The sequence below is a fragment of the Thermosyntropha lipolytica DSM 11003 genome, from assembly GCF_900129805.1.
In the GTDB taxonomy this organism is placed as follows: domain Bacteria; phylum Bacillota; class Syntrophomonadia; order Syntrophomonadales; family Syntrophomonadaceae; genus Thermosyntropha; species Thermosyntropha lipolytica.
In genome coordinates this window covers 66,538-80,979 of record NZ_FQWY01000007.1, presented here as the reverse complement: position 1 = coordinate 80,979, position 14,442 = coordinate 66,538, and the positions used below count along the sequence as shown (strand labels likewise).

Annotated in this window: 11 protein-coding genes; 1 reads left to right on the top strand and 10 read right to left on the bottom strand. The window is 36.3% G+C overall.

Translation table 11 applies throughout. The features are described from left to right. Positions 1-42: 42 nt before the first annotated feature. From fabG to BUB92_RS03170, 4 genes are all read right to left on the bottom strand, one after another. Positions 43-783 (bottom strand): 3-oxoacyl-ACP reductase FabG, encoded by a 741-nt coding sequence (fabG, locus tag BUB92_RS03185; protein ID WP_073089862.1) that lies wholly within the window; start codon positions 781-783, stop codon positions 43-45. 1 nt (position 784) lies between these two features. Continuing rightward, complete coding sequence (locus tag BUB92_RS03180; protein WP_073089858.1) at positions 785-2,383, bottom strand: class I adenylate-forming enzyme family protein; 1,599 nt, start codon at positions 2,381-2,383, stop codon at positions 785-787. A 458-nt stretch (positions 2,384-2,841) separates the two neighbouring features. Then, a complete protein-coding gene (locus tag BUB92_RS03175) occupies positions 2,842-4,296 on the bottom strand; it encodes a 4Fe-4S binding protein (protein WP_073089855.1) in 1,455 nt (484 codons plus the stop codon). 165 nt (positions 4,297-4,461) lie between these two features. Then, positions 4,462-5,415 (bottom strand): LysR family transcriptional regulator, encoded by a 954-nt coding sequence (locus BUB92_RS03170; RefSeq protein ID WP_073089852.1) that lies wholly within the window; start codon positions 5,413-5,415, stop codon positions 4,462-4,464. 298 nt (positions 5,416-5,713) lie between these two features. On the opposite strand from BUB92_RS03170, the gene BUB92_RS03165 reads away from it, so the two are divergent. Next, the gene (locus BUB92_RS03165) at positions 5,714-6,694 is read left to right on the top strand and encodes a M99 family carboxypeptidase catalytic domain-containing protein (protein ID WP_143156853.1); all 981 of its coding nucleotides are present in this window, start codon (positions 5,714-5,716) and stop codon (positions 6,692-6,694) included. Positions 6,695-6,699: 5 nt separating this feature from the next. Here the strand turns inward: BUB92_RS03165 and BUB92_RS03160 are convergent, their stop codons facing one another. The 6 genes from BUB92_RS03160 to BUB92_RS03135 form a co-directional block, all read right to left on the bottom strand. Then, positions 6,700-8,244 (bottom strand): putative amidoligase domain-containing protein, encoded by a 1,545-nt coding sequence (locus BUB92_RS03160; protein ID WP_073089846.1) that lies wholly within the window; start codon positions 8,242-8,244, stop codon positions 6,700-6,702. A gap of 1 nt (position 8,245) precedes the next feature. Further along, positions 8,246-9,373, bottom strand: coding sequence for a YheC/YheD family endospore coat-associated protein (locus BUB92_RS03155; RefSeq protein WP_073089843.1), 1,128 nt, complete (start codon positions 9,371-9,373; stop codon positions 8,246-8,248). A gap of 122 nt (positions 9,374-9,495) precedes the next feature. Beyond that, complete coding sequence (locus BUB92_RS03150) at positions 9,496-10,938, bottom strand: TrkH family potassium uptake protein (protein ID WP_084728298.1); 1,443 nt, start codon at positions 10,936-10,938, stop codon at positions 9,496-9,498. Beyond that, entirely contained in the window at positions 10,932-12,293 is a 1,362-nt protein-coding gene (gene trkA, locus BUB92_RS03145; protein ID WP_073089840.1) for a Trk system potassium transporter TrkA, read from the bottom strand. Before trkA ends, BUB92_RS03150 begins: the two co-directional genes overlap by 7 nt. 12 nt (positions 12,294-12,305) lie before the next feature. Next, on the bottom strand, positions 12,306-13,370 hold the full coding sequence (gene ychF, locus BUB92_RS03140) for a redox-regulated ATPase YchF (RefSeq protein ID WP_341372069.1): 1,065 nt from the start codon (positions 13,368-13,370) through the stop codon (positions 12,306-12,308). A 232-nt stretch (positions 13,371-13,602) separates the two neighbouring features. Then, positions 13,603-14,433 (bottom strand): PH domain-containing protein, encoded by an 831-nt coding sequence (locus BUB92_RS03135; protein ID WP_073089837.1) that lies wholly within the window; start codon positions 14,431-14,433, stop codon positions 13,603-13,605. Between the last annotated feature and the right edge of the window lie 9 nt (positions 14,434-14,442).

Sequence of the window (14,442 nt, the reverse complement as noted above, 5' to 3'; positions counted from 1 at the left end):
TAAGTCCCCTGGCGGCTTAATCCAGGGGACTTTACTATTAATCTAGGGCATAAAAATACCGCCATCACAGTGGATTACCTGTCCGGTTATATAAGAAGCTTCATCACTGGCTAAAAAAAGGCATAGATTGGCTACTTCTTCGGGAGTGCCGGGACGGGCAAGAGGAGTAATTATTTTCATCATTTCTCTTATATGTTCTGGTATTTGCATATACATATCTGTTACAATGGTTCCAGGAGCTACAGCATTTACATTTATTCCTTTACTACCAAGTTCTTTGGCTAATGCTCTGGTAAACCCAACTACGCCTTCTTTGGCGGCAGAATAATTAGTCTGACCAATGTTACCAAATCTTCCGGCCGAAGAAATATTGATTATTTTTCCATATTGTTTTTCGCGCAAGATATTTACAACTGCCTGTGTACAGTAAAAAATTCCTTTTAAATTTACATCCAGAACCATATCCCAGTCTTCTTCTTTCATTTTGTGGAACATGGCATCACGGGTTATTCCAGCATTATTTACCAGAATATCGATGGTGCCAAATTTATCAACTGCTTCCTTTACCATATTATCAACATCCGTGCGGTTTCTTACATCAACTTTAAAGGCCAGGACTTCCGCTCCTAGTGTTTTTAACTCTTCAGCTGTTTTTAAAATAGAGGCTTCATCAATATCACATATAACCAGTTTGGCACCTTCTTCGCCAAATCTTTTGGCAATAGCATAACCTATACCTTTACCGGCTCCGGTAACAATAGCGACTTTATCTTTTAAGCGCATATTACCCCTCCCTGTTGAATTCCTTAGCTACTTCTTCCCGCAAGGTTTTTTTATCGATTTTTCCTAAAAGGGTCATGGGAAGGTAATCGCGCAGAACAAATTCCCTGGGTATCTTATATTTAGCTAAATGTTTGCTTAAGTAGTTTTTTAAATCCTCTAAGTCAATTGACATGCCGGGTTTAGGAACAATATAGGCTCTACCTACTTCGCCATATACTTCATCAGGAATAGCTACACAAGCTGCCAGCATAACCCCTGGATAGCGCATAATATATTCTTCAATTTCAGCCGGATAGACATTTTCGCCTCCGGTTATATACATTTCCTTGGAACGGCCGACAAGCCTTAGATCTCCATTTTCATCTATAAAACCGAGGTCACCTGAATAGAACCAGCCTTCTTCATCGAAAGAAGCTTTATTAGCTTCCGGCATTTTATAATAACCTTTGCAAACTACAGTGCCTCTATAAGCTATTTCACCTATTTGTCCCTGAGGCACTTCGCGGCGTTCTTTATCTACCAGTTTCATTTCCACTTCAGGAACGACTTTACCTACGGTTTCATTAAGCTTTTCCAGGAAAGCTCCCGGTTCTGTATAGGTTATAAGGCCGGTAAGTTCGGTTAATCCCAGACAATTGTAGCAGTTATCACACATAGTAGTTTTAATCTTCTTTAATACTTCTAAGGGAGCAGGGGCTCCACTTATTACAACTGTTCTAAGGGATGATAAATCATATGAATTATAATCTTCGAGGGCAAACTCCATTACAAACATAGTTGGTACCTGGCCGAGTATAGTAATTTTATGTTCTTGTATTAACTGCAAAGTTTTAACGGGATTAAAAGGTTCGAGCACCTGGGTGGAATGGGCGATAATGGCGGTAGTTCCGACTTCAGTAGCTCCGCTGATGTGATTCATAGGCAGGTGATTCATCCAGATATCATCAGGAGTAGCTCCACATTGTGCTATTTCTATGAGGCCGAGATGGATAATATTGCGGTGAGTAAGCATTGCTCCTTTAGGTTTTCCGGTACTTCCGGAAGTATAAACAATTATAAGAACATCATCAGTAGAAACCTGTTTTTCTCTTCCCTCTAAGAGAGGCAGGAATTCTTGGTATTCTTTGTCTATAATTTCTTGAAATCCTACGGCATTTTCTATTCTAGGGACATCATCAAATATTACTACATGTTTTACGGAAGGACAATTTTTTAATATGCCAGGGATTCTCTGCTGATAGTCGAATTCATACATTTTACTGATACTGAATAAGCAGGAAGCTTCTGAATTGTTAAGGATGTATTCTATTTCTGTATCCGTATGGCGGGTTCCAATACCTACCACGATAGCTCCTATTCTTGATGCTGCCATATAAAGGTAGAAGAATTCGGGCCTGGGTATAGTAAGATAAGCAATGCGGTCTCCTTTGTTAATTCCAATTTTTAAAAGATAACAGGCTAGACGTTCGACATTAGCAGCAAACTCTTGGTAGGTTATTTTTTGATCCCTGAAAATAAAAGCCGGTTTATCAGGGAATTTAAGGGCTGCCGATTTCATATAGTCGGATACCAGAGTTAAGGCTCCTTCCGTCCTATTCATATAATCCCCCCTTTGTTTGAATAAAAAATTAAAATAGCCTAAAGAAGTTAATTAATCCCTCCTTTCGTTTTCCAAGATATGCTTATATATATAGTATACAAAATATAATTTATTTAAAGAATATTTAAAAAATTAAAATATATTCGCCGACTATATAAGATATAATTTTGCTTTTATCAGTAGAAGAAATACAATATAATTTTAATCAGCTACTCAAGCGGGAACATGGATCAAGAAATGCAAGATGGGGAGTAATAACATATGCATCATAAAGGAAGAATAGTTTTCGGTTTACTGTCTGTTATTCTTTGTCTTGCAGCAGAATAAAAAAGTTAGGGTATAATTTTTTTTAATCTTTTATAGTTTACATAATGTTCATTATAGGAAGTTTATAAAAAGATAAAAAACCAGGCTGAAAAAGCCTTATCAGAGCTAATCAGCCTGGTTTAAACTATTTTCTATGCCGTTTCATAATAAATATTTTCTTTTTCAATTCCTGCTTCACTTAATAAGTTCAAACCGGCTTCTATCATAGCTGGAGAACCGCACATGTATATTTTATATTCATTTAAATCGAGTTCACGCATTATATCCGTTACCAATCCCTTTTTACCCTTCCATTCTTTATCATCATCAGACACTACGGGAATGTACTCAAAATGGGCATAATTTCTTGTTAACTCATCAAAATATGACTTATAAATCAATTCATTTTTATTTCTTACCCCATGAATAAGTTTGATATGATCAGCTCCCTTTGCCAGAGCTTCTTCTACCATGGCTAAAAATGGGGTTATCCCTATGCCGCCGGCTACGAAAAGCAGTTTTTGAGCAGCAGGATTTTTCAAAACCATGGCTTCTCCCATAGGACCTCTTAAAAGAACCTTGTCCCCTACTTGGAATTTATTAAATATTATGCCTGTTCCATATCCTTTAGGAACTTTTTTGACTATAATTTTAAGAATACCTTTATGGTAATAGGATATCGAATAAGCCCTGTACATAACAGGATAGTCTTGTATTTTTACGAGTATAAATTGCCCGGCCTGAAAACTTATCGTGGTAGGGTTTAAAAGTTTAAAGGTATATTCGCGCGTATCCTTATTGAGTTCCTTAATATCAGTTATTTGCGCTGTAATTTCCGCCGGTTTAGTATTTATTTTTGCGGTCATAGTTTCTTTTATAAATAAAGCTTCTTCTCGAGGCTTTAGGGATAAAATTCCCGCCGGGCAGTTTTTTACACATGTTTGGCATTTTATGCAATGATTGTTGTCCAGCTGATTATCATCGTTGAACTCTAAATAAGGGGTTAATTGCATAGGACAAACCCGGGCACATTTCCCGCATATATGGCACATATCCTTGTTGGCTATCGTGACTTTGGCATCTGTTTTATGATTAATTTTTAATAAATTACCTAATTTGTAGAAAAGAATTTGCATGGTCCCCATAGGACATATTCTGCACCAGGCTCTGGGAGCAATGGTAAGGGCTAAAATAGTGCCCAGGATAGTTACTACTAGATAATTTGTTACAAATATATAGCCTAACTTATCTATAAAGGGGGTAGTTCCCCATAAAGATATTACTTTAGCCAACCTGCTTCCCAACATATACATAAACCAGGCAAACATAAGAAATATAGTAACTTTATGCTTAAGCCAGGCTGGTAATGAAATATTGCGGCTTACAGGCATAATTATGCCATCAAAAAAGCTTCCATGCGGGCATATGTTTCCACACCAGTATTTTCCCTTAAGCATTCCTAAAATCATCAACGTAAGCATTATAGGTATCATAAGTAAACCTAATTTAGGATACCATAACCCTCCCACCGCAACTAGAAAGATAAAAAGCCAGACATATTGGCGCAAAGGAGTAAAAATGCGATTAGTTTTAATATAAAATTCCATATTTTATTACCTCCCTGTAACTATAATTTACATATACATATACCCCCTATAAGTATATGCAGATTAAATTTTATTAGAAAAACAGCGAAGAGTCAAGCAAAAATAAAAAGACAAAGCCGATTATCAGCCGACTTTGCCTTTTAATTAGATTAAGCTTCATTTAAATTATATAAAACGCATCTTATTTTGAGTAATATTTTCTTCTTCTGCTTTCCAGATCGTATCCGGAGAAGTTAGAAAATCGAAAAGCTCTTTTTTTAATCCGGTAAGGGTTTCTCCACTGCGAACTACTACTTCTATATTCCAGTTAAGCTGCAGATTCTCCCCTTCCAGAGCTATTTCTACCAGTTTGCCTTCCTTGATTTCCTTTTCCACCACCGGATAAGGGATTATGGCCAGGCCTACATTATTTAGAACTGCCTGTTTCATCGCTTCCCAGTTGGTTATTTCCATGACAATGTTCATATCATCCAGATTATATCCTATACTTTTCAGATAAGAATTAAACAAATAGCGCAGGGTAGCTTCTTCTTCTCTAGCAATAAAAGGTTCCCTCATTAAATCCTGGATGCTTATATTGCGTATTTTTTTCCACTTAGCATTAGCAGGAGCTACCAGCACAAGTTTATTGCTTGATATTTTATGTCTTTCTATATCAGGGCCATAACTCATATCTCCTTCAATTACCCCAATATCCAGACTTCTTTCCCGCAGGGCTTCTATGATTTCATAAGAATGGGCGATATCTACCCTTACATAGGCATTAGGATGACGGGCTTTAAAAACCTTTATCGCCGAGGGTAAAAAGTAGTTCCCCGGGGAATTGCTTGCGCCCAGCTTTATAAATTCTTTAGTAGAACCGCTTATCTTGGCAAGCTCTGCCTCCATTTCATTAAACAGAGCCAGTATCTTTTCCCCATATTCATAAAACTTTTTGCCGGCCTCGGTAAGTTTCACTCCACTGCTTCCGCGTTCAAAAAGCTCCACATTATAATACTGCTCCAGTGATTTGATCTGTGAACTGATAGCCGGCTGAGTAAAATTCAGTATTTTCGCTGCTCTCGTAAAACTTTTTACCTGAGCAATAGTCCGAAAAATTTCAAATTGCTCAATGTTCATTTCTTCACCCCGTTAATGTGTATAAGATATTTACACCTATTAGTTGTTCGACAAAATATAACCATTTGTTTTTAATTATACCATAATAATAATTAATATGGTACAAAAAGAACAATAATATATTAACAAAAAAATGGATAAAGTCAAGGAATTAATAAAAAATGTTATTGGAATATATTTATAACATATCCATAATTTACTTTCAAAAATAAGAAGGTTTTTGCTAGTATTTGTCGAAAATTGAAGTTGCTTACTTATTTGTACAAAAAACAATAATTAAGGAAAGGAATGATAGCAGGTGAAAAAGGTAAGCAACTTCAAACGACGATTGGCGCAGGCCACCCTTTTTACTTTTTGCAGTTTTTCGTTGCCATTTTTACATGCTGATGCCGCAGATGCTGTTACTATAACTTATTCCGGACCTATAGAATACAAAGTTACTACCTATGATGCTTTTAACAGTTCTTCACTCAATAATACATATACTCCTGTCACAACTAGTATTAATGGAAGGATTTATACATATTATACGGTAACCTCCAATACATATAACAATCAGTCTGAGGCTGCTTTAAAATTACCAGATACCTCTACTAATACTAAATCGGCTGCAGTTGAAATAAAAACGGTGGCTGCAGGTACTAAATGGGCAACCGAACTCTACATAATCCGGAGTTCTAAACCAGGCCCTACGGTAATGATTGTCGGAGGAATACATGGAAATGAAACTGCCGGATACAGAGCAGCCGAAAAAATTAAGGATTGGAAAATAAACTGTGGCACTTTACTGGTTTTACCTCAGGCCAATAAGCTGGCGATACAGGCTAATAAGAGATATATTGAAGGTGAACCTGATTTAAACCGTTCTTTCCCTAAAAGGAGTTCAGAATCTGGCGATACTGTGCTGGCCAGAGCAATATACCGCACAGTAAAAGAATATAATGTGGACTGGCTTATGGATATGCATGAGGGATATGATTTTTATAAGAATTCCTCTACTAATTCTGTAGGACAAACCCTCATATATTATCCAAATTCTGATACCAAGAGGATAAGTGAAAAAATCGTTAATACTCTAAATTCTGGCATAAAGACTTCATATAAGCAATTTTCCTTGCTGCGTTATCCTGTACAGGGAAGTTTATCCCGGTCTAGTGCAGAATTTTTAGGGGTTAAGAGCTTTATATTTGAAACCGCTCAAAAACAGGATTTATCTGAACGTATCAACTATCAATTAAAAGCGGCGGAAATATTGCTGCAAGAATTAGGAATGAGGTAGAAATATTATCGGCCGGAGCGGTTAATTCTTACGGGAGATATATTATTAACCCTCCGGCTGCGGTTTCTGTTACCAGGGTTTGGAGCTATAATACTTCTGTTATTTATTGATATTCTATTATTTCTTGTTGCTTGCTGGTTATTAGTTCTTATGGTAATCTTGCCGGCACTAGTACCAGTCTTATTTTTATCGTATATGCGCTTAGGAGTAATATTCCAAAAAACTCGAAAATCAGCAGTTTCATCCCAGACGATATCTTCTTCTATCATCTGGGGTATTATTTTCAGATGTTCCCTGTACATATGGTACAGGTCCGTGTTTCGAATATCATTCCATAGATAATGGAAATATTTTTTTAAATAACTATGATCTCCATTGTAAAAAGCTTTTTGCACCTCGGGTGAGCATAAATAATGGGCAGACAGATAAGGATATCTGCTGACTACAATTTTAGCCAAGCATAATACGGCAGCCGTTATATGAGGAGAAACCAGCCAGCTTCCCAGCGTGCGGTATTCAAAGCCACCGTGCTCTTTTTTTCTAAAATCTCCTATAAATCCATATTTTTTTCTCCTTTTAGCGGCTGTTAAAGGATTTTCCATTAAAGAAACTATTATTCCCAAATAATTATCTAAAGCACGCAGAAGCTTAAAATTAAGCTCAACATTGCTGAAATGAATATGTCCTCCTATATAATAGCCGTTAAATGGCTGGCTTCCCGCCAGCCATTTAATATTTTTGTAAGGAGCTAATTTATTTGCGGATAATAAAGCTTGTTTTATATTTTGCGTAAGTTCAAGTGGGGATGGAGTTGGCTTAGGTCTTATTTCCGCAATAGGTCTTTGCTGGCGATTAGGCATTCTTATATTGTCACATCCTACCATACCTTCACGCGGGAAAAAATCAGATGCCGCTATTATTTTTTGAGTTTTGGCATTAATTATCATAAATTCAGGATCGGCTCCCATTTTTATTTCTTTATTTTTTATGTTTTCTACCGTGTACATTTTTTTAAGATATGATTTAATAGCTTCTATTTCTTTTTTGCGCAGTATAGGCGAGGGGTCTATATGGCTTATTTTATATTGTTTGCGTGTATTTAAAATTATAACTACTTTAGCTATATCCAGGCCTAAATAGTATACAGCTTTCCTTGCTATCTCTATTATTTTGGGATTATCGATTTCATATATACATCTGGATGGTTTTTTGCTTTTAACTGGATTTTTCATCTGCATGGATATGACATTAAAATCACACATCAATACTTCATAGCTACAGGTTATTCTATCAAGATTATTTTCATTTACCAAAGGCAGGTTATTTAAACTTAATATCTCTTTATACCTTTCTTTTTGGAGATTATTTATGGCTTCTAAAGAATTTATCAGTAATTTATGATCAGAGTTTTTATCCAGGATGTGCATCTCTATATACTCATTCTGCCCTGTATTTATATAATTTATCTTTACTTCTTGCCATTCATTCTGTATCAGGTTTTTTAGTTCTTCTCCCGTTTTGTTGCGAGAATAAAAAAACACGATATTCATGCTAACAAGCCTTCCTTTTCGAGATTGAATTCGCAGCAAAGATAAAATAATCGGTAAGTAATTCCAGATGTTTTTGGCGTATGTGTTCTTCATCAAAGCTGGCAGGTTTAGAGTTTACTTCCAATATATAGGTACTGCCTTCTTCATCTACCCCTATATCTAAAGAAAGTATAGCTAGATTTAAATTTAAATCTTTTTCCAGAATTTGCGGGACATGGTCGCACAGAAAAGTGATATCAGTTTTTATATTCTTTAATTTTTCTCGTCCCCAAACCAGGCTGATTACTTCTTCTAGCGAAGCAGCTTTCCCCCCATTGGGAATATGGGTTACGAAGCGTTCAGGATGAGCTACCCTTACTCCTATTCCCGTTAAAGTCCACTCACCATTGCCATCTTTTTGGATTTGCGTTCTTAAGTCAAATACCCTTCCTTTATATCTGGCCAGCCTAATCCCTTCCTGTAGCAAATAGGATTTAGGATATAAAATGTATTTTCGCAATTTAAGGTACAAATCCTTATATGAATGGCATGGTATCCACCTTAAAGGTTTTTGGTCGGCACAGGCAAATATAAAGCCGTTTTGGTAAGGATGTTTAGTAATTTTTATAATTCCTTTTCCCCGGCTGTTATTTTGGGGTTTGAGAAAAACATCGTTATATAAGCTAGTAAAATCTCTTAAAGCTGATTTAGAAAACAGCGAAGTTCGAGGCAAAAAAGGAGCTATATGAGGATAATCTTTTAATGTTTGGTATATTTCCCATTTATTTAGAAAACGGGTATTAAATATAAAGATGTTTTCGTGGGCAAGTTTTTTTAAAATATTTTGTATATAAGCTTTTTTTTCATCACTTCGATAAGATAGTCGATTATATATAATAAGCGGAAAATCAAAATACTTGCTAACCCAGCGGTCATTTTTATTTAAAGTAATTCCTTTAATTTTTTTTCTTCTCCATGCTATATCCAGAGGATGGAAAAAAAATATCACTATATCTTTCTTTTTTCCCCATAAAATCATTTCACGGTATAAGCGCGCCGTTTTTCCCCCGGCATAAAATATATGGTGATGATTTCTGCTAAGGAGCACTCCTACATATATATGGCTATGGCTAGTTCCCTCCGCCTTCATCTGCTATCTCCCTTATGATTCATTTACAGGTTTACTCCATAATATGAAGTCTTGCCCCCTTAGGTGCCTTCCCTGGTAGACATAAAAAAAAACGGCCATATAGGCCTTTTGGTGTAAGCATTTTATTCTTTCCAGTATGTGGGCATAAATAGAATCAAAGCTGGATATATTTCCAGACGTCCTATGAGCATCAGTATACTTAAAATATATTTGCCTAAATAAGGAATATGAGAATAGTTTTCAGTTGGACCAACTATACCGAAGCCAGGTCCGATATTACTGATACATGATAATGAAGCAGTAAAAGAAGTTATTCTGTCCACATCTAGGGCAGCAAGAATTAAAGTGGATACTAATACAAGTATTATATACAGGAAAAAATACTGCAAAACATTTATAACCAGATTATTACTCAAAACCTTATCCTCAAAACGTAAAGAAATCAAAGCTTTAGGATGCAACATCTGTTCTAATTCAATTTTAACTCTCTTTAACATTATCATGTATCTGCCTACTTTTATATTACCTGCTGTAGAGCCTGCACATCCTCCTATAAACATGAGTAAAAATATAACACTTTGTCCTAAAGGATTCCATTTTTCATAATCGGCAGTTGCAAATCCAGTAGTCGTAAGGATTGATACTACTTGAAACAATGAAGTGCGAATCCTTTCTTCATAGTCAGGTATTGTTTTTAAAGATATAAAAACTAAAAAGGCAGCAACTAACACTATACATGTGTAAATTTTAAATTCGGAATTTTGCCATATACGTTTCAAGGTACGGTTTTTATAAGCAAAATAGTACAGCGAAAAATTAGCTCCGGCTAAAAACATAAAAACAATTATAATCCATTGAATTTGAGCATTATAAAAAGCTATACTTTCATTTTTAGTAGAAAATCCCCCTGTTGCCATAGTGGTAAAAGTATGACATAGGGCATCAAAGATATTCATACCAAAAGATATCAAAAAAATAAATAAAATAAGGCTTAAAATTACATATGTAATCCATAGAAGCTTAGCCGTTTCCCTTATGCGGGGACTTAGTTTTTCTGACATGGCCCCCCCAGGTATTTCGGCCCGGAATAACTGATTGGCTCTCACTCCCATACTAGCAATTATAGCTACGAAAAGAACCATAATTCCCATGCCTCCAAGCCACTGGGTAAGGCTGCGCCAGAAAAGGAGGCTGTAAGGGAGAGCCTCAATATCGATAAGTATAGATGCTCCGGTAGTTGTAAAACCGGATACGGTTTCAAAAAATGCATCGGCAAAGGTTGGGAAATAGCCGCTAAAAACAAAAGGCAGAGAACCGAAAAGAGAAGCTGAAAGCCAGCCTAGAGTTACGATAGCAAAACCTTCCCGATAGTTTATTTCATAATTATGCCGGTATATGTAACTTAGCAATATACCGAAAAAAATAGTTATTGCTGCTCCGGAAAGGATACTTTTAAAAACAGGCTCTCCGAAATAGATGGCCCAAATTAGAGAAGTTAGCATGGCTATGCCTATTATAATTAATATTTTGCCTATATAGTTCAAAACAACTTCTTTTCTTACCACAATGAATTTTTGCCTCCAGAAGTAAATATTTTTTCTACTTTATGGATGCTGTGAGGTAAGCTGAAGACCATCAACTGGTCATTAGGTTTTATAACACTATTACCATTGGGAATTATAACTTGTCCGTTCCGTACAATTGCTCCCACTACTGAACCACTTGGGAATTTAATTCTTTTGAGTTCTTTACCTACGGCTACTGAACCTGCCTGGGCAAAGAATTCTAAAAGCTCTGCCCTTTCATCACCCAGTACCGTAACTGATACCACATTGCCTTTGCGGATATATTTAAGTATAGCACCAGCTGTAAGTATGCGGGGGCTTAAAACTATATCAATGCCAATCTGTTCCATAAGTGGCATTATATCTGCCCTTTTAATTTTGGCAATCGTTTTTTTGGCCCCTAAATTTTTAGCAATTAGACAGGAAAGCAGATTTATCTTATCATCATCGGTTACTGCTACAAAGAGATCTGACTTCTCAATATTTTCATTTTCCAGCAATTCCAGGTCACTGCCGTCTCCATGAATTACCAGACTATGCTTGAGCCTGGCTGATACTTCACGGGCTCTTTTTTCATTTTTTTCTATAATCTTGATATTTACAGGAATTTTTTCTCTTTCCAGAATATGCGCCAAATAACAGCCGGTACGACCTGCACCTAAAATAGTAAGGTGTTCTACCTTTTTCCGATAAATGCCTAATGATTTTAAAACTTCTGCCATATCGTTAGTATTGGCCATAATATAGAGATGATCGCCTGGTTTTATCACATCATTTCCGCTCGGCACAATCATTTTATGCTTGCGGACAATGGAAACAATTACATATTTGGAAGTATCTAAATCTCTGAGTTGCATGTTAATAACAGGCGATTTATCAGGCACTACCAGCTCTACCAGCTGTACTTTTCCATCTGCATAATATTCCACATCTAATACTTCAGGATTTTTTACAATTTTCGCAATTTCTTCAGCAGTTACCCTTTCCGGATTTATGATAAGGTCGATACCTAACAAAGATTCAGGTGAGAAGTGGGGGGTTTCTACATATTCCGGATTGCGGACCCGGGCTATGGTAGTTTTTACTCCATACTGTTTAGCCAGCAAACAGGCGATCATATTGAGTTCATCATATTCCGTAACTGCTACCACCATTTCTGCCGATTTAACCCCTGCCATCTCTAATATACTCCAGGAAGCCCCGCTTCCCTGTATCACCTGTACATCCAGAGTTTCTTCAATTAGTTTGGCTCTTTCTTCATCTTGTTCAATGACAACTACATCCTGGTTTTCAGATGATAGGAGCTGGGCAATACTAAAACCGACTTTTCCGGCACCGATAATTATAGATTTCATTTTTCAACCCACCTAAACATTGAATCTAAAGTGAATTATGTCACCGTCTTTAACAATATAATCCTTGCCTTCCAATCTAAACAATCCCTTTTCTTTTACGGCGGCTATGCTTTTTAGTTCATATAAAGCCTGATAATCTATTACTTCTGCTCTGATAAATCCCCGCTCTATATCCGAATGAATTTTACCGGCTGCTTTTTTGGCCGTAGTTCCCTTTTCAATTGTCCACGCCTTTACTTCATCTTCCCCCACGGTGAAGAAAGATATAAGACCTAACCTTGCGTACATGCTGCGGGCAATTTTTACTATTCCTGGCTCTGTAAGTCCCATTTCCTGCATAAAAATTTCTTTTTCTTCTTCGCTGAGCTCGCTTATTTCTTTTTCTAGATGGGCAGAAACTTCTACCACCGGAATATGCTTATGGTTAAGGAGGCTTATGATTTTTTCCCGGTCTTTATAATCGCTGCCGCTTAAAACTTTTTCATCGACATTTAAGCATACCAGCATAGGTTTGGTAGTTAAAAACTGATAATTTTGTATTATTGCTGTTTCTTCTTCATCTAGCTCTACTGATGATAGAGGTTTTTCCTCTTCCAGGGCTTTTTTGAGCTTTTCCAGCAATGCCAGTTCTTTTAGCATTTGATTCTTCTTTTTATTGGCATTTATTCTTTCGATACGCTTTTCGATTAAATCCAAGTCGGCTAACAAAAGTTCATAATTTAAAGTTTCAAAATCCCCGAGAGGATTTATTTCACCATTTATTTCATCTTCAAAAGCACGCACTACATGTAAAAGAGCATCAGCTTTTCTTACCGCATCCAAAAAAACCGAGGCTGATTTTCCCTCTCCTGGGACCAACCCGGGAATATCTACAACCTCCAGCTGAGCATAAGTTGTCCTGCGGGGATTAAATAAACTTGATAAAAAATCTACCCTGGCATCAGGTATGCGGGCCATAGCCGTATTAGTTTTGCCAGCAGTAAGTTTTCCTTCCTTGTTTCCGGTTAGCAATTCATATATAGTAGTTTTCCCGACCATTGGAAGTCCAATTATGCCTAGCTGCATATTTTTCTTCAATCCTTTCCCTGATAGTTGAAAATATCAAAACATATTATATATTATCTGCAGCAAAATTCCAGAGGATGTTTTATTATATTATTTTATGACTTGGTTTACATAATATAAATTAGGTTAACCTAAAGAGGATATTATCTAATAAATAAGGCAGAAAAATCAATTTATCTGCCTTATATAAGCTGTTATTTGTTTATAGTATATTACATATTATATATTTTTCCATACAAAATATTTATAAGCTGATTTCTACTAATGAAAGTATAAAAAAGGTTCCGGTAACTATTATGCCTAATATCAACAGGGCATATCCCCCATTATGGCTAAACTGAAAAAGTCTGGCGGCATTGGAAGTATTGAAGAAGAAAAGTCCTATAGCCAGTACTAAAAGAAGAATTATAAATCTTGAAGCCCCTGAGCCGGGAAAGAATATCCCTAAATAGAGGGCGAATGCCAGTAAAAGGATGATATTTAAAATATAAAGTAATCGGTATGAGCTGTCTTCAGATATAATTTTACCTTTAGTTTCTTCCGGCACCGTGTCCATATCAAGGTACTGAATTTCTTTTCCAGATTTTTCGGCAATCAACCGGGCTACTTCCTCTATTTCCTTAGGGGTTATACCAAAAAAGCCTTTAGATGTTTTTAAATATAAAAAACCTTGATTGATATCAGTGGCGTACATTCTAGCTGGCCCTAATCCTCTTATGTTGTATAGTCCTACTGTATATCCCGGCCAGCTTATCCCTAATATAGAAAACAAATTGCTTTTGCCTTTGATTCTAATAATTTCATTAATTTCTTCCCAGGGTATGAATTTTCTTCTTAGTCCCCATCTTATTTCCATACCATTACTGCTTAGGTAATAATTCATGGCCAGCCCGTTTATAAGAACAAATATAAACATGCCTAAAAAAATAAAAGCGGGAATAAGAAGCATTATTTTGAGAACGGCATCATTCTGGGTTAAGGAAAAATCTATACCCCAAATGCAAAAAGCAAATATAAACAGACCTATTATGCCACCCAGCCATATACCAGTTTTTTTAGAAGTGTTGTATTTCACATTAGCCCC

Bases quoted from the DNA above. Each gene is read 5' to 3' on its own strand.
- fabG (WP_073089862.1), bottom strand. From the start codon at position 783: ATGCGCTTAAAAGATAAAGTCGCTATTGTTACCGGAGCCGGTAAAGGT.
- BUB92_RS03180 (WP_073089858.1), bottom strand. From the start codon at position 2,383: ATGAATAGGACGGAAGGAGCCTTAACTCTGGTATCCGACTATATGAAA.
- BUB92_RS03175 (WP_073089855.1), bottom strand. From the start codon at position 4,296: ATGGAATTTTATATTAAAACTAATCGCATTTTTACTCCTTTGCGCCAA.
- BUB92_RS03170 (WP_073089852.1), bottom strand. From the start codon at position 5,415: ATGAACATTGAGCAATTTGAAATTTTTCGGACTATTGCTCAGGTAAAA.
- BUB92_RS03160 (WP_073089846.1), bottom strand. From the start codon at position 8,244: ATGAATATCGTGTTTTTTTATTCTCGCAACAAAACGGGAGAAGAACTA.
- BUB92_RS03155 (WP_073089843.1), bottom strand. From the start codon at position 9,373: ATGAAGGCGGAGGGAACTAGCCATAGCCATATATATGTAGGAGTGCTC.
- trkA (WP_073089840.1), bottom strand. From the start codon at position 12,293: ATGAAATCTATAATTATCGGTGCCGGAAAAGTCGGTTTTAGTATTGCC.